20 protein-coding genes are annotated in these 19,081 nt (G+C 71.7%); 6 read left to right on the top strand and 14 right to left on the bottom strand.

Annotated features, from left to right (window positions below; all coding sequences use genetic code 11):
- Nucleotides 1-54: 54 nt before the first annotated feature.
- Nucleotides 55-279 (top strand): DUF6458 family protein, encoded by a 225-nt coding sequence (locus ACZ4VK_RS09640; protein WP_389683255.1) that lies wholly within the window; start codon nucleotides 55-57, stop codon nucleotides 277-279.
- 120 nt (nucleotides 280-399) lie between these two features.
- On the opposite strand, the gene ACZ4VK_RS09645 is transcribed toward ACZ4VK_RS09640, so the two are convergent.
- A complete protein-coding gene (locus ACZ4VK_RS09645) occupies nucleotides 400-825 on the bottom strand; it encodes an ATP-binding protein (protein ID WP_468350256.1) in 426 nt (141 codons plus the stop codon).
- Between the two features lie 182 nt (nucleotides 826-1,007).
- Here ACZ4VK_RS09645 and ACZ4VK_RS09650 point away from each other — a divergent pair, with 182 nt between their 5' ends.
- Nucleotides 1,008-1,880 carry an RNA polymerase sigma factor SigF gene (locus tag ACZ4VK_RS09650; protein ID WP_468350258.1) on the top strand — a complete coding sequence of 291 codons (873 nt, stop codon included), beginning with the start codon at nucleotides 1,008-1,010 and terminating at the stop codon, nucleotides 1,878-1,880.
- Nucleotides 1,881-1,952: 72 nt separating this feature from the next.
- Here the strand turns inward: ACZ4VK_RS09650 and ehuA are convergent, their stop codons facing one another.
- From ehuA to ACZ4VK_RS09700, 10 genes are all read right to left on the bottom strand, one after another.
- Nucleotides 1,953-2,759 (bottom strand): ectoine/hydroxyectoine ABC transporter ATP-binding protein EhuA, encoded by an 807-nt coding sequence (gene ehuA / locus ACZ4VK_RS09655; protein ID WP_468350260.1) that lies wholly within the window; start codon nucleotides 2,757-2,759, stop codon nucleotides 1,953-1,955.
- Complete coding sequence (gene ehuD, locus ACZ4VK_RS09660) at nucleotides 2,749-3,384, bottom strand: ectoine/hydroxyectoine ABC transporter permease subunit EhuD (RefSeq protein ID WP_468350262.1); 636 nt, start codon at nucleotides 3,382-3,384, stop codon at nucleotides 2,749-2,751. Before ehuD ends, ehuA begins: the two co-directional genes overlap by 11 nt.
- Nucleotides 3,384-4,097 (bottom strand): ectoine/hydroxyectoine ABC transporter permease subunit EhuC, encoded by a 714-nt coding sequence (gene ehuC / locus ACZ4VK_RS09665; protein ID WP_468350816.1) that lies wholly within the window; start codon nucleotides 4,095-4,097, stop codon nucleotides 3,384-3,386. Before ehuC ends, ehuD begins: the two co-directional genes overlap by 1 nt.
- Nucleotides 4,098-4,121: 24 nt before the next feature.
- Nucleotides 4,122-4,985 (bottom strand): ectoine/hydroxyectoine ABC transporter substrate-binding protein EhuB, encoded by an 864-nt coding sequence (ehuB, locus tag ACZ4VK_RS09670; RefSeq protein WP_468350817.1) that lies wholly within the window; start codon nucleotides 4,983-4,985, stop codon nucleotides 4,122-4,124.
- Nucleotides 4,986-5,035: 50 nt separating this feature from the next.
- Complete coding sequence (thpD, locus tag ACZ4VK_RS09675) at nucleotides 5,036-5,932, bottom strand: ectoine hydroxylase (protein WP_468350264.1); 897 nt, start codon at nucleotides 5,930-5,932, stop codon at nucleotides 5,036-5,038.
- Nucleotides 5,933-5,984: 52 nt separating this feature from the next.
- Entirely contained in the window at nucleotides 5,985-6,404 is a 420-nt protein-coding gene (locus tag ACZ4VK_RS09680; protein WP_389683247.1) for an ectoine synthase, read from the bottom strand.
- A gap of 33 nt (nucleotides 6,405-6,437) precedes the next feature.
- On the bottom strand, nucleotides 6,438-7,709 hold the full coding sequence (gene ectB / locus ACZ4VK_RS09685; RefSeq protein ID WP_468350266.1) for a diaminobutyrate--2-oxoglutarate transaminase: 1,272 nt from the start codon (nucleotides 7,707-7,709) through the stop codon (nucleotides 6,438-6,440).
- 52 nt (nucleotides 7,710-7,761) lie between these two features.
- A complete protein-coding gene (ectA, locus tag ACZ4VK_RS09690; protein ID WP_468350268.1) occupies nucleotides 7,762-8,298 on the bottom strand; it encodes a diaminobutyrate acetyltransferase in 537 nt (178 codons plus the stop codon).
- Nucleotides 8,299-8,652: 354 nt separating this feature from the next.
- Nucleotides 8,653-9,456, bottom strand: coding sequence for an endonuclease I family protein (locus ACZ4VK_RS09695; protein WP_468350270.1), 804 nt, complete (start codon nucleotides 9,454-9,456; stop codon nucleotides 8,653-8,655).
- A 208-nt stretch (nucleotides 9,457-9,664) separates the two neighbouring features.
- On the bottom strand, nucleotides 9,665-10,129 hold the full coding sequence (locus tag ACZ4VK_RS09700) for an Lrp/AsnC family transcriptional regulator (RefSeq protein WP_468350272.1): 465 nt from the start codon (nucleotides 10,127-10,129) through the stop codon (nucleotides 9,665-9,667).
- A 118-nt stretch (nucleotides 10,130-10,247) separates the two neighbouring features.
- Between ACZ4VK_RS09700 and ACZ4VK_RS09705 the strand changes: the two genes are divergently transcribed.
- The 3 genes from ACZ4VK_RS09705 to ACZ4VK_RS09715 all read left to right on the top strand — a co-directional run bounded on the left by ACZ4VK_RS09705 (nucleotide 10,248) and on the right by ACZ4VK_RS09715 (nucleotide 14,838).
- Nucleotides 10,248-11,363 carry an asparaginase gene (locus ACZ4VK_RS09705; protein ID WP_468350274.1) on the top strand — a complete coding sequence of 372 codons (1,116 nt, stop codon included), beginning with the start codon at nucleotides 10,248-10,250 and terminating at the stop codon, nucleotides 11,361-11,363.
- Nucleotides 11,364-11,672: 309 nt separating this feature from the next.
- A complete protein-coding gene (locus tag ACZ4VK_RS09710) occupies nucleotides 11,673-13,100 on the top strand; it encodes an aspartate ammonia-lyase (RefSeq protein ID WP_468350276.1) in 1,428 nt (475 codons plus the stop codon).
- A gap of 85 nt (nucleotides 13,101-13,185) precedes the next feature.
- Entirely contained in the window at nucleotides 13,186-14,838 is a 1,653-nt protein-coding gene (locus ACZ4VK_RS09715) for a GMC oxidoreductase (RefSeq protein WP_468350277.1), read from the top strand.
- A 52-nt stretch (nucleotides 14,839-14,890) separates the two neighbouring features.
- Here ACZ4VK_RS09715 and ACZ4VK_RS09720 read toward each other — a convergent pair whose 3' ends face one another.
- Nucleotides 14,891-15,379 carry a carboxymuconolactone decarboxylase family protein gene (locus tag ACZ4VK_RS09720; RefSeq protein ID WP_468350279.1) on the bottom strand — a complete coding sequence of 163 codons (489 nt, stop codon included), beginning with the start codon at nucleotides 15,377-15,379 and terminating at the stop codon, nucleotides 14,891-14,893.
- On the bottom strand, nucleotides 15,376-16,455 hold the full coding sequence (locus tag ACZ4VK_RS09725) for an NAD(P)H-dependent amine dehydrogenase family protein (RefSeq protein ID WP_468350281.1): 1,080 nt from the start codon (nucleotides 16,453-16,455) through the stop codon (nucleotides 15,376-15,378). The genes ACZ4VK_RS09720 and ACZ4VK_RS09725 overlap by 4 nt, the downstream gene beginning before the upstream one ends.
- A 266-nt stretch (nucleotides 16,456-16,721) precedes the next feature.
- Between ACZ4VK_RS09725 and ACZ4VK_RS09730 the strand changes: the two genes are divergently transcribed.
- On the top strand, nucleotides 16,722-17,531 hold the full coding sequence (locus ACZ4VK_RS09730) for a hypothetical protein (RefSeq protein WP_468350283.1): 810 nt from the start codon (nucleotides 16,722-16,724) through the stop codon (nucleotides 17,529-17,531).
- A 25-nt stretch (nucleotides 17,532-17,556) separates the two neighbouring features.
- On the opposite strand, the gene ACZ4VK_RS09735 is transcribed toward ACZ4VK_RS09730, so the two are convergent.
- On the bottom strand, nucleotides 17,557-18,939 hold the full coding sequence (locus tag ACZ4VK_RS09735) for an NAD(P)/FAD-dependent oxidoreductase (RefSeq protein ID WP_468350285.1): 1,383 nt from the start codon (nucleotides 18,937-18,939) through the stop codon (nucleotides 17,557-17,559).
- Nucleotides 18,940-19,081: the final 142 nt, after the last annotated feature.

Genomic DNA, 19,081 nt, shown 5'->3' on the forward strand with positions numbered 1-19,081 from the left:
ATGAGCCGGGCGGACCGGGGTAGCCGATGCCCATCTACCGACAAGGGAGGAACCATGGGTCTGGGAGTGTGCATCATCCTGATCGCGGTCGGGGCCATCCTCACGTTCGCGTCCGACTGGCAGCTGGAAGGGGTCAACCTGGATCTGGTCGGTCTGATCCTCATGGCCGTCGGCATCATCGGAACGGCGGTCTACACCAGCATCCTGAGGCGGCGCCGGCTCGTCGTTCCGCCGACCACCACCACGGTGGCCGAGGACGACCGACGGGACCTGCTCTGAGGCGGCGCCCGTTCCTGCCGGTACCGCGCCCAGGAACGGCCCGTGACGCGGGAGGGGTGGGCCCGCGAACCGCGTGGCCACCCCTCCCGCGTGGACGTCGTCCGCGTCCCGCCCCGCGGGTCATCGGTCGAACGCCACGGTCGCGTGGATGGTCTTGCCGTGCGGGTGGGCGTCCACGGTCACCTCGCGGCACAGCCGCAGCACGATCGGCCAGCCGTAGCCGCCGGGGCGCGGCTCGTCGCGGAGCTCGTACCGCGGGGAGTCCGCGCTGGCGTCGGCCACGGACACCGTCACGCGGTCGGGCCCGACCCTGAGCCCGAAGCCGGTGACACCGCCTCCGTGGCGGAGCGCGTTCGTGACCAGCTCCGAGGTGACGAGCAGCAGGTCGTCGGCCTGGGAGGGCCGCAGGGGGTCGAGAGCCGCGAGCGCGTGGCGGACGACGTGCCGTGCCTGGGCCGGTGTACGGACCGGGGACGGTCCGTCGGATCCGGCGCCGCGCGGGTCCGCCCCGGGCGCCCGGGACCGGGTGTCGCTCCGGGTCTTCATCACGAGTCCCTTTCTTCCTGATTCATCGACAGGTGTCGCTTTCCGACTGCCCGTTCGGGCCCCGCTGATGCCTTCCCCCCGGTGCGGAAGGGGGAGTTCACGGATGAGGAATGCCCCCGGGAAGCGGGGGTACGAGAACCGGGAGCCACTGAACGGACCGCGAACAAGAGGAGGTTGTTCCCGTGCGGACAGAGACGGCCGAGGCGACGACGACGTACGTGACGAGCGGTACGCGTGAGGACCTGCCTGTTCTCGAGGCCCCACACGAGGTGCCGCCTCACGACGCGCGCACCCTGTCGAAGGTGTTCTTCCGCGAGCTGGCGGCGCGGGAGGAGGGCACGCCGGGGCATCAGTACGTCAGGAACACCCTCATCGAGATGAACATGTCGCTCGTGCGGTACGCGGCGGGGCGGTTCCGCGCGCGGGGCGACGAGATGGAGGACATCGTCCAGGTCGGCATGGTCGGCCTGATCAAGGCGATCGACCGCTTCGACCTGTCGCGCGAGGTGGAGTTCACCACCTTCGCCGTGCCGTACATCGTGGGCGAGATCAAGCGGTTCTTCCGCGACGCCACCTGGGCGGTCCACGTGCCGCGCCGGCTCCAGGAGGCCCGCGTCGAGCTGGCGAAGGCGACCGACGAGCTGAGCTCGCGGCTCGGCAGGACCCCCAAGGTCGCCGAGCTGGCACCGGTCATGGACCTGTCCGAGGAGGAGGTCGTCGAGGCCCAGGTGGCGGCCAACGGCTACAACACCACGTCCCTGGACGCCACGGTGGGCAACGGCGACAGCGAGGACGACGACGCCGCCCTGGCCGACCTCATCGGCGCGGAGGACCCGGCGCTCGAACTCTTCGAGGACTTCCACACCCTCGCCCCGCTGGTCGAGGCCCTCGACGAGCGGGACCGGCTGATCCTGCACCTCCGCTTCGTCGAGGAGCTCACCCAGACACAGATCGGCGAGCGGCTCGGCGTCTCCCAGATGCACATCTCACGCCTCCTGGCCCGGAGCCTCAACCGGCTGCGTGAGGGGATGGTCGAGCCGGGTACGGACACCTGAGCGGACGGCGGAGAGGTGTGCGCGGCCGGGCGGACAGCCGGGCAGCGCACACCTCTTCGGCTGACCGGTGCCTCAGCGGACCGAACCGAGGAACGCGCGCGTGCGTTCATGGCCCGGCGCGTCAAGGAGCTCCCCGGCCGGACCGGACTCGACGATCCGGCCCCGGTCGAACATCAGGATCCGGTCCGAGACGTCCCGCGCGAAGCCCATCTCGTGGGTCACGCAGAGCAGGGTGATGTCGGTCCTCCGGGCCACGTCCCGCAGCACGTCGAGCACCTCCGCCACCAGCTCCGGATCGAGCGCGGACGTCACCTCGTCCAGGAGCAGGATCTCGGGACGCATCGCGAGCGCGCGGGCGATGGCCACCCGCTGCTGCTGACCGCCGGAGAGCCGGGTCGGCCGGGCGTCGACCTTGTCGGAGAGACCGACCAGGTCGAGCAGCTCCCGGGCTCCGTGGACGGCCTTCTCCCGGCTCTCGCCGAGCACATGGACCGGCGCCTCGACGACGTTCTCCAGGACGCTCATGTGGGGGAAGAGGTTGAACTGCTGGAAGACCATGCCGATCCGGCTCCGCCGGGCGGCCAGATGACGTTCGCTCGCCGGCACCAGCTTCCCGGGCCTCCTGCCCGGCATGTGGGAGAAGGGCTGCCCGTCCACATGGATGATCCCTCCGGTCACCCGCTCCAGGGTCATGAGCAGCCGCAGGATCGTCGTCTTCCCGGAGCCGCTCGGGCCGATCAGCGTCACGCGCTCCCCGCGCGCGACCTCCAGGTCGAGGCCGTCGAGCACGGTGTGGTCCCCGTACCGCTTCGTGACCCGGTCGAAGCGGACCGCCGGGCTCTCGGCGGGCGGGCGGACCACCAGGTCCTCAGTGGGCAAGGCGTGCCTCCAGTCGTCGTACGAGCACGGACGTCGGCCAGCTCGCGAGCAGGAACACCGCGGCGGCCAGGGTGAAGCTCTCCAGATAGGCGAAGTGGGTGCTGCCGAAGGTGTTCGCCTCGTGGACCATCTCGTGCACCGTGATCACCGAGAGCAGGGGCGTCTCCTTGAACATCGAGACCGCGTAGTTGCCGAGCGGCGGCAGCACCTTGCGGACGGCCTGCGGAAGGACCACCGCCCGCCACACCCGCCGGCGGGGCAGCGACAGCGCCGTGCACGCCTCCCACTGCCCCTGCGGCACGGCGTCGATGCCCGTCCGGTACACCTCGGAGAGGTACGTGGCGTAGTGCACGCCGAGGACGAGCACGCCCAGCGTCGGCGCGTCGAGCCCAGGGATGAGCACCCAGGCCGCGAACAGCTGCACCAGGAGCGGCGTCGACCGGACGAACCCGGCCGCCCCGCGCACCGGAAGCGCCAGCCACGGCGGCCCCGCGCGCTGGACGAGAGCGAGCGCGAGCCCCAGGACCGCAGCGACGGCGAAGGCGAGCACGGTCGCGACCAGGGTCACGCCGAACCCTTCGAGGACGACCGGCAGAGCGGCCCGTGCCGCCTCCCCGTCCCACATCACGCGGTTCCTTCCTGCCCGAGGCGGGCCTTCGCGGCCCGCTCCAGGGCGTTCATGAGGACGCTCAGGACGACGGCCATGCCGAAGTAGAGCCCCAGGAGCAGCAGGTACGAGGCAGCCGTCGAGCCCGTCGCCGAGCGCAGCTGGTCGATCTGGAACGTCAGGTCGGGGACGGTCACCAGGGAGAGCAGCGGTGTCGCCTTGAGCAGCTGGATCAGCAGGTTCTTGAACGGCGCGACCATCACGGCGTGCGCCTGCGGCAGCACCACCCGCCGCAGCCGCAGCGCGGGACCCATGGACAGGGCGATCGCCGCCTCGGTCTGCGCGCGGGGCACCGAGGCCACCGCGCCCCGCACCACCTCGGCGCCGTACGCCCCGAAGTTGAGACCGAGCGCGAGGACGGCGCAGGCGAGCGGCTCAAGCCGGAAGCCGATCATCGGCAGCGCGAAGAACAGCCAGAAGAGCTGCACGTACAGCGAGGTCCCCCGGAAGAACTCCACGACGAGCCGCGCCGCCCCCCGCACCGGCAGCCGCGCCGACCGGGACGAGAGCCCCAGCACGTACGCGAGGACCAGGGCGAGCGCGGCGCCGAGCACCGTCGCCTCCACCGTGACCAGGAGCCCCTCGGCGAGCCGGGGCAGCGCCCGCCGCAGCTCGGTCAGAAAGCCGGCCGTGAGGGGCAAGGAGTCAGAGCCGACGGCCGCGACGGACATCACGTCAGCCACGCCGGCCACCCCTCAGCCACCGCACAGGTCGGCGGTCCGCAGCGAGCGGGGCGGCACCTCGCTCGCGGTGAAGCCGTAGCGCCCGACGAGCTCCACGAACCGGTCCGGCGAGCCGGTGATCTTCCGGAGCTCCCCGTTGAAGGCGTCCCGCAGCGCGGTCGCCCCCGGCCGGAACACCGCTCCGCCCGCGCCGAGCTGCCGTACCCCGTCGACCACCGGCACGAACGGATCAGTGACCTCCACCCGGGCACCCCGGTTGGTCCGCGCCAGCCAGCGCAGCGAGATGGCCGTCAGGGCGAAGGCGTCGATCCGCCCTGCCAGGAGGGCGTCGAAACCGTCCTGCTGCTTCGCCAGCGCCTTCACCGACCCTTCCGGCACGCCCGCCGCCTCGGCGTAGGACGCCTCCACCGCGGCGGTCAGCACACCGACGGTGGCGCCCTTCGCCGCACAGGACTCCATGTCGCTCAGCCCCTTCGGATTGCCCGCCCGGACCATCAGCGCGGTGGGGGAGACGAACTCCGGCTCCGAGAAGAGGACCTTGGCGCAGCGCTCGGGGGTGATCGACATGCCCGCGCTCACGACGTCGAACCGGTCGGCGAGGAGGCCGGGGATCAGCGCGCCGAACTCGGTGAGCGTCGGGCGCAGTTCCCGCACGCCGAGCGCCGTGAAGATCTCGCGGTGCAGCGTCGGGGCCTCGCCGGCGAGCTCGGCGCCGTCCTGGAAGCCGTACGGCGCCTCACCCGCGAAGCCGACCCGTACGTACCCCTGCTCGCGCAGTCTCGCCAGCAGCCCGCCGTCGGTCACGGGCGCCCCCGACCCGACCTGGGTGCGGGTGCAGCCGGCCATCGGGCCCGCCGTGAGGGCGAGTCCGCCCAGGAGCGCCGCTCTGCCGAGGAAGCGGCGCCGGGACGGGGACGCGGGACCGGTCACGCGCGGTCCCACGGGCGCGCGGCGATGAAGGAGGGCCGCCGGACCGGGGCGGCGAACGGCGCCTCGGGCTGGTTCTCCACGCTGTTGAAGACGAGGAACACATTGCTCCGGGGGAACGGGGTGATGTTGTCGCCCGACCCGTGCAGGGCGTTGCAGTCGAACCAGGTCGCCGAACCCGCGGGTCCGGTGAAGTGGCGGATGCCGCAGGCCTCGGCGAAGGTGGTGAGCGCCTCGTCGGACGGGGTGCCGGCGTCCTGCATCTGGAGCGACTTCTTGTAGTTGTCCTGGGGCGTGGCACCGGCGCAGCCCAGGAAGGTGCGGTGCGAACCCGGCATGATCATCAGGCTGCCGTTGGTGGTGTGGTTCGGGGTGAGCGCGATCGACACCGACACGGTCCGCATCTGCGGCAGTCCGTCCTCGGCGTGCCACGTCTCGAAGTCGGAGTGCCAGTAGAAGCCGCTGGCGCCGAAGCCGGGCTTGACGTTGACCCGCGACTGGTGGACGTAGACGTCGGAGCCGAGGATCTGGCGGGCGCGCCCCACGATCCGCGGATCCTCGGCCAGCCGGCCGAAGACCTCGCTGATCCGGTGGACCTCGAAGACGGAACGTATCTCCTGGGAGCGGGGCTCGACGACCGCCCGTTCGTCCGCCCGCACGGCGGGGTCGGAGACGAGCCGGTCCAGCTCCGCCCGGAGCTCGTCGACCTCGTGCGGGGTGACGATCTCGTCGACCGTGACGAACCCGTCGCGGTCGTACTCCTCCAGTTCACGGGCCCAGAACGGGCCCGCGGTGCCGGGCTCGGACCACACGACCGGGTCCTTGCGGCCGATCAGCTCCTCCCGGGGGCCACGGGTGGGGTAGAGGTCGACGGGGCGGGTGGGTGCGGAGGTCATGAGGGAACGTGCCTTCCTTTCTCGTACGGGTGGTCCGGTCGCGGTCCGTCGCTCAGGCGTCGTCCCGGACGGTGTCCTCGGGTTCGGTGAGCAGCGGGTAGACGCCGTTCTCGTCGTGGTCCTCGCGCCCCGTGACGGGCGGGTTGAAGACGCACAGGCAGCGGAAGTCCCGCTTGACCCTGAGGGTGTGGCGCTCGTGCCCGTCGAGCAGGTACATCGTTCCGGGCACGATCGTGTACGTGCGGCCCGTCTCGTGGTCGGTCAGCTCGGCCTCACCCGCCGTGCAGACGACCGCCTCGACGTGGTGCGCGTACCACATGGAGGTCTCGGTGCCGGCGTACAGCACCGTCTCGTGGAGGGAGAAGCCGACCCGCTCGCGGGCCAGGACGATGCGCTTGCTCTCCCAGGTGCCCGACGCGGCCCTCACGTGCCGCTCGGTGTTCTCGAGCTCGTCGAAGGAACGGACGATCATGCGTGGTGCCTCTCGGATCCGGGTGCGGCGGGGTCAGGCGGTGTGGCGGACGGAACGGGCCAGGATGCCGAGGCCCTCGTCGAGTTCGTCGTCGGTCGCGGTCAGCGGCGGCAGGAGTTTGACCACCTCGCCGGAGGGACCCGAGGTCTCCAGGAGCAGCCCCGTCTCGAAGGCCCGCCGGCACACGGCGTCGGCGCGCTCCCCGTCGGCGAACTCCAGGCCCCACACGAGGCCGCGGCCCCGGACCGAGAGGCCCGTGCGGCCGTCTCCCGCGCACAGGTCGAGGAGGGCGCTCTCCACCCGGCCGGCCCGGCTCAGGGTGCGTTCGCGCAGGGCGCCGTCGCGCCAGTACGCGTCGAGGGCGGCCGTGGCGGTGACGAAGGCCGGGTTGTTGCCGCGGAAGGTCCCGTTGTGCTCGCCGGGCTGCCACACGTCGAGCTCGGGCCGGAACAGGCAGAGGGCCATGGGCAGGCCGTATCCGCTGATGGACTTGGACAGGGTGACGATGTCGGGCGTGATGCCCGCCTCCTCGAAGGAGAAGAAGTCGCCGGTGCGCCCGCAGCCCATCTGGATGTCGTCGACGATGAGGAGCATGTCGTGGCGGCGGCAGAGCTCCGCGAGCCCGCGCAGCCACTCGGCCCGTGCCACGTTGATGCCGCCCTCGCCCTGGACGGTCTCGACGATCACGGCGGCCGGGTGGTCGAGGCCGGAGCCGGCGTCGCCGAGGAGCCGTTCGAACCAGAGGAAGTCGGTGAGCTGCCCGTCGAGGTAGTCGTCGAAGGGCATCCGGATGGCGTGGTTCAGCGGCACGCCCGCTCCGGCGCGCTTGGCGGCGTTGCCGGTGACGGCGAGCGAGCCGAGCGACATCCCGTGGAAGGCGTTGGTGAAGGAGACGACCGTCTGGCGCCCGGTGACCTTGCGGGCGAGCTTCAGGGCTGCCTCCACGGCGTTGGTGCCGGTGGGGCCGGGGAACATCACCTTGTAGGGCAGCGCGCGGGGCTCCAGGACCGTCTCGTGGAAGGTCTCCAGGAAGTCGCGTTTGGCGGTCGTCGACATGTCGAGGCCGTGGGTGATCCCGTCGCTGCCGAGGTAGTCGAGCAGCGCCCGCTTGAGAGCGGGGTTGTTGTGGCCGTAGTTGAGCGAGCCCGCGCCGGCGAAGAAGTCGAGGTACGGACGCCCGTGCTCGTCGTACAGCCGGCTGCCGCTGGCGCGTTCGAAGACGACGGGCCAGGCGCGGCAGTAGCTGCGGACCTCGGATTCGAGGGTCTCGAAGACGGAGGGGGCGGCGATGTCGATCAGGGTCACGGAGTCTCTTTTCCAGAGGTGGTTCGGGAACGTGGTGCGTGCGGGCGGGGGCTCAGGAAGGGAGGCCGAGGGGGCCGATGCGGTACAGCACCTCGGACTCGTGTCCCGCCGCGGGGAAGGCGGCCGAAGGGAACAGCACCTCCTGCGTCAGGTCCGCGCCGTGCCGGCGCGCGTAGGACCGGAACAGCCGGTCGGACGCGAGGTTCCCCGGGGTGACGGTGGCCTCGACGCGGCTGACTCCGTGCTCTGCGGCCACGCGTGCGGACAGGGCGTCGAGCAGGGTCCCGGCTACCCCGCTTCCGCGGTGCGAACCCTCGACGGCGACCTGCCAGACGAAGAGCGTCTCCGGCGCGTCGGGCCGCAGATAGCCGGTGACGAAACCGACCGGGCGCCCGGAGCGGTCACGGGCGACGGCGGTCGTGTCGGCGAAGTCACGGCACCACAGCAGATAGCTGTAGGGCGAGTTGAGGTCCAGTTCCCCCGAGCCGCGCGCGATCCGCCAGAGCTCGGCGCCGTCGGCGACCAGGGCAGGGCCGACGGAGACGCCGTCGACCGGGGAGGTCATGGGGGTCAAAGGGGCAGTGGTCATGGGCGCCGAAGTTACCGAGGTGATCCCGGAACTTCCTGGGGCGAAGGTCTTGTTCGACGCGGGGAGGGCGTGATAGGTGCGCCGAGGGCGGCTGTGGGGGAAATTGAGCGTCCACCGCACGGAAAAGCGGGACAGAAGCGGGCGAATCCACCGTTTATAACGGCTGAGTAACGCCTCGGCGGCCTGAGATGCGGTTCTTCAAAAACGTGAGAACATCCGGGTTTTCGTGTTTGAGGGCGCCGGGAGCGGTCAGGCGTACGGGTCGACATCGGCGGCGCGGTTCCGGAAACGCGGGAGCCGGGCCGGGGGTGTGGCGAGCCCGGCCCGGCTCCGTTCACCGCGGTAGCGGTCGGGCTACCAGATCGCCTCGACCCACTCCGGGTGGTCGATGAACGGGTTCCGGTTGCCCTGGTAGGTGCCGAAGATGATGTCGTTGCGGCGCTCCTCGAAGGCGCTCGGCGGGTCCTGCGCGTTCCACTGCTTCAGGACCGAGAGACGGCCGTGGAACGGGACGCTGCCGTTGGTGGTCGAGTCGTTGGCCTCCAGGTCGGCCCAGGCGTCGTCGCCCTCGTACCGCACGGCCATGTAGAGGATCATCCGGGCCACGTCGCCCTTGTCCGCGTTGCGCGGCTCGAACGAGTTGCTGTCCGTGTAGCTGCCGGTGGCGCCGCTGACCGGGCTGCCGCCCATGTCCCAGTCCTTGTTGCCGCGGATGCTGTTGACCTGGACGTCACAGGCGCGCAGGTGGTGCAGGTCGGTGCCGGGGCCTGCCGAGGTGCCGAAGCTTCCGTGGGACTGCGCCCACACGTGCTCGCGGTTCCAGTCGCCCACGTCACCGCCGTTGAGGGACTTGCTGCGCGAGACGCCGCTGTACAGCAGGGTCACGTTGTTGGTGTTGTTCGGGTCCTGGTCGGTGACCTTCAGCGCGGTCCAGACGGCGTCGTACGAGATCTTGGTCTGGCTGCTGATGATCGTGTGCAGTGAGGACTTCAGGCTCGGACCGGTCTTGCCGATCGCGTTCTTGTAGTACGTGCTGTCGTACGCGGTGGTCGTGGCGCTCGCGGGAGTCGCGGTGACCGTCGGAAGGGTGAGGGTGACGAGGACGGCGGCTATGGATGCCACCCACGCCTTCCATCGGCCTGACTGTGCAACGGACATGGGGGGTGCCCTTTCCCGGGGACGTCACGCGAGGGAACGCGGGCCGGCTCAAGGGCTCCGCGTTCTACGCGTGTTGACTTCTTGTCAGCCGGGAGCGTGACACGGCCGGGGGACCGGCTGTGTAACCGGGAGGAGGATTTTCTGTGACGTTCTCGCATACGGGCGCGCCGCCCGTGCCACGGGCGGTCGCCGGGCCCCTTCGGGCGGGTCATACGCCCCGGACGTCCACCGGCATCCCCTTCGGCTCCTTGATGCGCTTCATGATGATCTGCGAGTTGACCTCGGTGACCCCGGCAAGCGTCGTCAGGCGCTCGATCCACAGCCGCTCGTACGCCGCGAGGTCGGCCACCGCGATCCGGAGCAGGCACCCGGGGCTGCCGAAGAGCCGGTACGCCTCGATGACGTCCGGCACGTCCTGGAGCGCCGCCTCGAAGGCCTCCACCGTCTCCCGGTCCCGCCGCACCTCCACCGAGACGAGGACCTCGAAGCCCCGCCCCACCGCGTCCGGGTCGATGATCGCCCGATAGCCCTGGATCACCCCGTCCTGCTCCAGCTGGCGCACCCGGCGCAGACAGGGGGACGGACTGAGGCCCACCCGCTGGGCCAGCTCCTGGTTGCTCAGCCGGCCGTCGTTCTGAAGCTCGCGCAAGATATGGAGATCGATACGGTCCATGGCGCAATTATCTACCACGAGGAAACATTTCTGCGGCTGGTTTCGCAATCGTCTTGCGCGCCTCCTGCCCTATCGTTGCGGCGCACGGCGATTTCGGTACGGAGTGAGGACGGCAGGCATGAAGCGGACGAACGACGGGGGAGCGCGGCGGATCGTCGTCATCAGCACCGGCGGCACGATCGCGAGCCGCTGGCAGGGCACCGGCTACGCCGCCGACGCCTCCGGAGACGACGTCCTCGCCACCGCCCCCCTCCCCGAGGGCGTCACCGTCGAGGTCGTCGACCTGTTCAACGTCAACAGCTCGCGCATGACCGCGGCCCACCAGCTGGCCCTCCTGCGCACCGTCCACGAGACCCTCGCGGACCCCGGTGTCGACGGCGTCGTGATCACCCACGGTACCGACACCCTGGAGGAGACCGCCTTCTTCCTGGACCTCCACCACACCGACGTCCGCCCGGTCGTCCTCACCGGCGCCCAGCGCCCCTTCGGCACCGGCGACGGGGACGGCCCCGGCAACCTCTACGACGCGCTCCAGGTCGCTTCCACCGTCAGCGACCTCGGCGTCCTGGTCGTCTTCGACGGCCGCGTCCACGCCGCCCGCGGCACCGTCAAGAGCCAGACGCTCGCCGCCGACGCCTTCTCCGACCCGTCGGCCGAGCGCCTCGGCCGCGTCGGCTTCTCCCGCGTCGACATCGAGCGGCAGCCGGAGCGCCCGGCGCCGCTGCCGCTGCCGTCCGCCGCGTACAAGGCGAACCCCGACGTCCCCGACGCCGTCCAGCTGCCCCGAGTCGCCATCGTCGCGCACCACTCCGACGGCGATCCCTTCCTCCTGAACGCGGCCGTCGCCGCCGGCGCCCGGGGCATCGTCCTCGAAGCGACCGGCGCGGGCAACGCCACCCCCGAGATCGCCGCCGCCGTGGCCGACGCGGTCGCCCAGGGCGTCCTCGTCGCCGTGACCACCCGGGTCCCCGCGGGCCCGCTCGCCGAGATCTACACCGGCGGCGGCGCCGTCGACCTCGTCGCCGCGGGAGCGCTGCTCACCGGCACGCTCCGCGCCGCGCAGGCCCGGATAGCCGTCCTCGCCACGCTCCTCGCCGACGGCGGGACCGGCTCCGGCGACCCCGTGCGCAGCACGGCCCTCCTGCGCCGTCTCCTCGAAGGACCGGTCCGCGTGGAGCCGGCCCTCGCCACCGGCGGTTCCCGCTCGGCCTCGGCGGTCGCCGCCCGCGCGTAGGACGGACGGACCGGGGCCGGACAGGCCCTGACACGGCGCACCCCAGAACCCCGGCTCGCGGGCGGAGCACCCCCCCGCCCGCCCGCGAGCCGGAGCCAACCCTCTCCGACGGTCGCCTGCCGGGCCCCGCCCTCAGCACCCTTCACGGCCGGACCCCGCTTCTTCCACGGGCACTTCACGGCCGGACCCCGCCCCTTCCACGGGCACCTCGACGCCGTACGGCCCTGCCGCGCGGCCGCCTCGCCGTGTCCGCGGCGGCACGGACCTCCCTCGTACGACCCGCACCCTCCCTCCCCAAGGACCGCATCCATGCTTCCCGCCCCGCACCCCGCTCCCGTCCGCCGCGAGCACGATCTGCTCGGTGACCGGGACGTCCCGGCCGACGCCTACTGGGGCGTGCACACCCTGCGCGCCACCGAGAACTTCACCGTCACCGGCACCCCGATCTCCGTGTACCCGCTCCTCATCGACGCGCTCGCCGCCGTCAAGGAGGCCGCGGCCCGCGCCAACGAGGAGCTCGGGCTGCTCCCCGCCGACAAGGCCGACGCCATCGCGGGCGCCTGCCGGGAGATCCGTACGGGACACCTCCACGACCAGTTCGTCGTCGACGTCGTCCAGGGCGGGGCCGGGACCTCCACCAACATGAACGCCAACGAGGTCGTCGCCAACCGCGCCCTCGAACTCCTCGGCCACGCCAAAGGCGCGTACGACCGCCTCCACCCCAACGAGGACGTCAACCTCGGCCAGTCGACGAACGACGTCTACCCGACCGCGATCCGCATCGCGGCGATCGGCGCGGCGCGCGAACTCCTCAAGGCGATGGCCGTGCTCCAGGACGCCTTCGCCGCGAAGGCCCTGGAGTTCCGCGAGGTCGTGAAGATGGGCCGCACCCAGCTCCAGGACGCGGTGCCCATGACGCTGGGCCAGGAGTTCTCCACGTACGCCGTGATGCTGGAGGAGGACCGCAGCCGGCTCGCCGAGGCCATCGAGCTCATCCACGAGATCAACCTCGGGGCCACCGCCATCGGCACCGGCCTCAACGCCGCGCCCGGCTATGCCGAGACCGCACGCCGCAACCTCGCCGACCTCACCGGTCTGCCGCTCGTGACCTCCGTGAACCTGATCGAGGCCACCCAGGACTGCGGCGCCTTCGTCCAGCTCTCCGGCGTCCTCAAGCGCATCGCGGTGAAGCTCTCCAAGACCTGCAACGACCTGCGGCTGCTGTCGTCAGGGCCGCGCGCGGGGCTCAACGAGATCAACCTGCCGCCGGTCCAGGCCGGTTCCAGCATCATGCCCGGCAAGGTCAACCCGGTGATCCCCGAGGTCGTCAACCAGGTCGCCTTCGAGGTGATCGGCAACGACATCACCATCACCATGGCGGCCGAGGCGGGGCAGCTCCAGCTCAACGCCTTCGAACCGGTCATCTTCCACGCCCTGTCGAAGAGCCTCCTCTCCCTGCGCGCCGCCTGCCTCACCCTCGCCGAGCGCTGCGTCAGCGGCATCACCGCCAACACCGAGGCGCTCCGCGCGGCCGTCGAGAACTCGATCGGCCTCGCCACCGCGCTCAACCCGCACCTCGGCTACACCGCCGCCACGGCCATCGCGCAGGAGGCGCTCGCCACCGGGCGCGGGGTCGTCGAACTCACCCTGGAGAAGGGCCTGCTGCCCGCCCACCGGCTCGCGGAGCTCCTCACCCCCGAGCGCCTCACCGGCGCTCCGGGGCCCGCAGCGGTCTGAGGAAGTTACCCGTCGGTTTCTCGTGACTTCCCCGACGGGCGACAGTAGAACATGTTCCCATTCGCTCACGAGTGAGGAACATCACATGAGTGAACACTCCTTGCCCGCCAAGAGAACCGGCGGCGTCAGCCGTCGCCGGTTCCTCGCGGGAACAGGTTCTCTTCTCGGCGCCGCGGCCGTCGTCGGTCACGCCGCCCCCGCCCACGCCGGCACCGGCCTCACCACCCTCCCCGACACGCCCGTCCCGACCGGCGCCCGCCTCCGCGCCCTCGTCGTCGGCACCGGGTACGGCGGCTCCGTCGCCGCCCTCCGCCTCGCCCGCGCGGGCGTCGACGTCCACATGGTCGAGATGGGCATGGCCTGGGACACCCCCGGACCCGACGGCAAGGTCTTCGCCAACACCACCCGGCCCGACTACCGCTCCTTCTGGCTGCGGACCCGCACCAAGCAGCCCCTCAGCAACTTCCTCGGCTTCCCCCTCGACAAGGACGTCCCCCGTCACACCGGCATCCTCGACGCCGAGGACTTCGCCGGCATCACCGTCTACCAGGGCCGCGGTGTCGGCGGCGGCTCCCTCGTCAACGGCGGCATGGCCGTCACCCCGCGCCGCGAGAACTTCGCCGCCATCCTCCCCACCGTCGACGCGGCGGAGATGTACTCCACGTACTATCCGCGCGCCAACGCCGGACTCGGCGTCACCGCCGTCGACGAGGCCTGGTGGGAGAGCGCCTCCTGCTACCAGTACGCCCGCGTGGGCCGCAAGCACGCCCAGCGCTCCGGCTTCCCCTTCGTCTTCGTCCCCAACGTCTACGACTGGGAGTACATGAAGCAGGAGGCCGCCGGAGCCGTCCCGAGGTCGGCCCTCGACGGCGAGGTGATCTACGGCAACAACCACGGCAAGAAGACCCTCCCGAAGACCTACCTCGCCCAGGCGGCGGCCACCGGCCGGGTCACGGTCTCCGCGCTCCACAAGGTCACCTCCGTCACCCCGGCGGCAGGCGGCGGCTACACGGTCGCCATCGACCAGATCGACACCACCGGCGCCACCCTCGCGAGCAAGACCGTCACCGCCGACACCGTCTTCTTCGCCGCCGGAAGCGTCGGGACGAGCAAGCTCCTCACCCGACTGAAGGCCACCGGCGCCCTGCCCGCCCTCAACGACCAGATCGGCAAGGGCTGGGGCGACAACGGCAACGTCATGTGCGGCCGCGCCAACCACATGTGGGACCCCACCGGGAAGCTCCAGTCGGCCATGCCCACCGCCGGCATCGACAACTGGGACGCGGGCGGCGCCTTCGCCGAGGTCGCCCCGCTGCCCACCGGCATCGAGACCTACGCCTCCTTCTACCTCTCCATCACCAAGACCCCGCACCGGGCCGAGTTCACCTGGAACGCGGCCGCCGGCAGGGTCGACCTGAGCTGGGACCGGGCCTGGAAGCAGACCTCCATCGACGCCGCGAAGACCATCTTCGACACGATCAACGCCAAGGAGGGCACGATCTACCGCACCGACCTCTTCGGCGCGTACAAGATCTGGGGCGACCACCTCACGTACCACCCGCTCGGCGGCGCGGTCCTCGGCCGAGCGACCGACAACCACGGCCGGCTCCACGGCTACACCGGCCTGTACGTCATCGACGGCGCGCTGATCCCCGGCAACGCCAGCGTCAACCCGTTCGTCACCATCACGGCCCTCGCCGAACGCAACATCGAACGGATCGTCGCCGAGGACTTCTGACGGCGCCGTCCAGGGGTCGGCCGGATTCCCCGGCCGCCCCTTCCGCACACCGCTAGGGGGTCGGCAGCACGCACACCGTGTCGAGCCCCAACACCCGGTTGAGCCTCCCGAACGCCAGCCACGAGCCCAGGCTCATCGTCAGCTCCACGATCTCCGCCTGGCTGTACCGGGCCGTCATCCGGCCCCAGAACTCCTCGTCCAGACCGTGATGGTCGAGGGCGTACCGCTCCGCGTACTCGGCCGCGAGCCGCGTCCGCTCGTCGAAGGACTCCGAGACCTCCGTCTCCCGCCAGGCCGCGACGACCTCGTCGAAGCCCTCCTCGACCCGCTCGCCGTCCCGGTCCGTACGCCAGTCGAGACAGAAGCCGCAGCCGTTGATCTGCGCGATCCGCAGCCGCGCCGCCTCGAACTCGCGTAGCCCGAGCGTCGTATGGGCGTACACCGAGAGCGAGAAGCTCGCCGCGGCCGTCCCGATCTCCGGGACCATGTCGCCCCACACGTATCCGATCGGCTCCTGGCCCTCGGGGATGTCGATGATCACCGTGGTCTCCTTCCCAGCTTCCCGACCGCCGGCCGCAACGGCACGTCCAGCGCGTCGTACAGTCCCGGCTCCGCCGCCACCAGCCAGTCGATCGCCCCCACGAGCCGGCCCACCGCCGTGGCGTTCCCGCCCGCCGACCGGTTCTCGCCCTCGGCGGTCGCGGCCACCGTCACCTCGATCCGGGGGCTGCCCTCGACGATCACCCGGTGCGCCCCCGCGCCGTCCGGCGGCACCGGCCAGTCCGGCGCGCAGGACGGGTGGATGCGGGTCACGTGCTCGATCACGATCCGGGGCTCACCCCCCACGATCCCCTGCACCTCGAAGCGGATCGCGCCCTGCGTGCCCGCCTCGAAGACGCCCATCGTCCGGGTCCTCACGGTGGACTCGAGCGGCCGCCGGTCCACCGTCTCGCGGATCTCGTCGAGTTCGGCGCCGAGCGCGCGGGCCATCAGCCGCACCTGCCCGCCCCACACCATCGTCGGCACCGACGGCAGCAGCATCGGCGGCTCGTACTCCAGGGGCCGGCCCATGCCGATCAGGTCCCGGACTGACTCCTCCTGCTCGTACGTCGAGTAGTCGAAGATCTCCTGACAGCGGATCACGTCCACCGTGCTGCCGAGCCCGCTCACGAGCAGCGGCAGGACGTCGTTGCCCCAGCCCGGGTCGACCCCCGACACGAACAGCGAACCGCCGCCCTCGGCGACGGCCGCGAGCACCGGGTCCCGGAACTCGGGCGGCGCGTTGCGCTGGTCGTACAGCGGGTAGAGCGCGGGCGTGACCACCACCGCGCCCGCCCGTACCGCCCGCGCCACGTCGTCGAGCGCCCCGTCGGGCCGGGTGTCGCCGGAAGCCGCGTACACCACCGCCCCGGGCCGCCCGTCGAGCACCGCGCCCACGTCGTCGCCGGCCACCACCCCGAGGTCGCGGCCGAGCCCCGCGAGCCGCCCCGCGTCCCGCCCGACCTTCGCCGGATCGGAGACGAGCACGGCCGCGAGCTCCAGGCCGGGATGGGCGTCCACGGCCCGGATCGCCGCACGCCCGACGTTCCCGGTACCCCACACCACCGTCCGAATCATGCGCGGAGGGTAGCGCCGGGTCCCGAAGGTTCCCAGACCTGTGACGCGATTATCTGACTGACCGTCAGATCCGGGCGAGGTCAGGGCAGACGCAGCGTCACGAACGGCACGTTGTCGCCCGGCAGGGCGTCCGTCCACCGCCGCCGCACGTGGCACCGCACCCCCACGGCACGCCGCCGTACGGGTGAGGCCGGCCGTGTCACCGCGGGGCCGCCCGCCGAACGGGTACGGATCGCAGCACTGCCCCCGGCCAGGAGGATCCGTCCATGTCCGTCCACAAGGGCGCCCCCGCACTGCTGAGCGCCGGCACACTGTGCGCGGCCCTGCTGCTCACCGGCTGCGCGATCACCGCGCCCGGCCCCGCACCCGCAGGTCGGGCCACCACGGCCCCGCCCGCCGGCGACTCCCGCCCCGAGGGCGCGCCACCCGGTGCGGCGGGCGGGCCGGCGAGCAGCCTCTCCTCCGCTCCTGTCCCCGCCCCCCTGCCCCGGATCCCCGGCGTCGGCCCCGTCACCCACGCGCTCGTCCCCGACGGCACCACCCAGGCGCTCGTCGTCACCGGCAGCACCGCCGACGACAACACGTCCACCGCGACCCTGTACGAACGGGACCCCGGCGGCCGCTGGACCGAGGCGGCGGGACCGTGGCCCGCCCACAACGCGCTCCAGGGCTGGACCGTCGACCACCGCGCCGGTGACCTGCGCACCCCCATCGGGGTCTTCCGGCTCGGCGACACCGGCGGCCGGCTGCCCGACCCCGGCACCCGCCTCCCGTACGACCAGGACAGGGAGTTCGCCATCAGCGGCACCGGCTTCTCCGGCGAACCCCTCGAAGGCTCCTTCGACCATGTGATCGCCATCGACTACAACCGCGTCCCCGGAAGGACCCCGCTCGACAAGGAACGCCCGCTCGGGGCCGGGAAGGGCGGCGGCGTATGGATCCACGTCGACCACGGCGGACCCACCCAGGCCTGCGTCGCCCTGGACCGCGAGGCACTGCGCACCCTGCTTCGCGCCCTCGACCCGGCCAGGGAACCCGTCGTGGTCATGGGCCCGGCACCCGCAGTCGCCCGCTGAGCGACCGGACCCGCGGGGCGGGTGCTCAGCTCCCCCCGCCGGTCCCGACCGCCCCGCGGAACGAGGCCGTGTGGCTGCGCACCTGCTCGGGCGTCAGATACGCGTCCGTGTACTCGAAGTCCCGCAGCGTGCCCGACTTCGACGCCAGGAACCCGGTCCGTACGAAGTCGTCGCCGGCCACGGCGTTCAGCAGCCAGTTCGTCATCACCCGGGTCTTCGCCACATTGGTCCGCAGCGCCGCCCAGTGGTAGGCGCGGGCCACGGCCTGCGCGGGCATCCCGTGCAGCTCCACACCGAGCGGCTTCGACACCCCGTCCATCCCGCCGAGGTCCACCACGAGCCCCAGGTCCTTGTGCGCGTACGGATACGTCCGCTCCCCGCGCAGCGTCGCGACGATGTTGTCGGCGACCGCCTTCCCCTGCCGCATCGCGTGCTGCGCGGTCGGCGGACAGATCGCGCCCTTCTCGCCCTTGGCGAGATCGGGCACCGCCGCCGCGTCACCCAGCGCCCAGACACCGTCGAGCCCCGGCACCGCCATCTCGGCCGAGACGACGGCCCGGCCCCGGACGGTCTCCGTGCCGAGCGTGCCGATCAGCGGGCTCGCCGCGACGCCGGCCGTCCAGATCAGCGTCCGGCTCGGCAGCACCCGCCCGTCCGTGAGCGTCACCGTCTTCTCGTCCACCGAGGCCACCGACACGCCGAGCGACACCTCGATGCCGCGCCCGGTCAGGATGTCCATCGCCGCGGTGCCCAGCTTCTCGCCCAGCTCCGGCATCAACTTCGGCGCGATGTCCACCAGGTGCCACTTGATCAGCTTCGGATCGATCCGCGGATACCGCTTGACCGCGTTCTGGGTGAGCAGCTGGAGACAGGCCGCCGTCTCCGTGCCCGCGTAACCGCCGCCGACCACGACGAACTGCAGTCGGGCCGCCCGCTCGGCCTCGTCGTTGCTCGCGTCCGCCAGATCCAGCTGCGCGATGACGTGGTCGCGGATGTACACGGCCTCCGCGAGCGTCTTCATCCCGCGCGCGTACTCCGCCAGCCCCGGGATGTCGAAGCTGCGGGTCACACTGCCCGGCGCGAGCACGAGATGGTCGTACGGCTCGGTCACGTACTCACCGGCGATCGTCCGCACCACACAGACCTTCGCCGCCGTGTCCACCCCGACCACACCGCCCGGCACGATCCGGGTGCGGTGCCGCTCGCTGCGCCGCAACGACAGCGCCACCGACTGCGGGGTCAGCACCCCGGCCGCCACCTGGGGGAGCAGCGGCAGGTACAGCTGGTACGAGAACGGCGAAAGCAGCGCGAGCTGCGCCTCCCGCTCCGCGAGGCGTCGTTCGAGCCTCCGTACGCAGGCCACTCCGGCGAATCCGGCGCCCACCACGAGAATCCTCGGTCGCGTCACGCTGTCCGCCCTTCCGTCGGAGGGTGCAAACCCCCGGAGCACTTCGTCGCTGACTATCCGTGGTTCATCCCTTTTTATCCTTGTTGCGGCCGTATCGCTCTTCGGCGGGATTGCCCCCGCCTCGCCGACGGCCGTACGCCCT

It is taken from the genome of Streptomyces sp. NPDC028711, assembly GCF_055565415.1.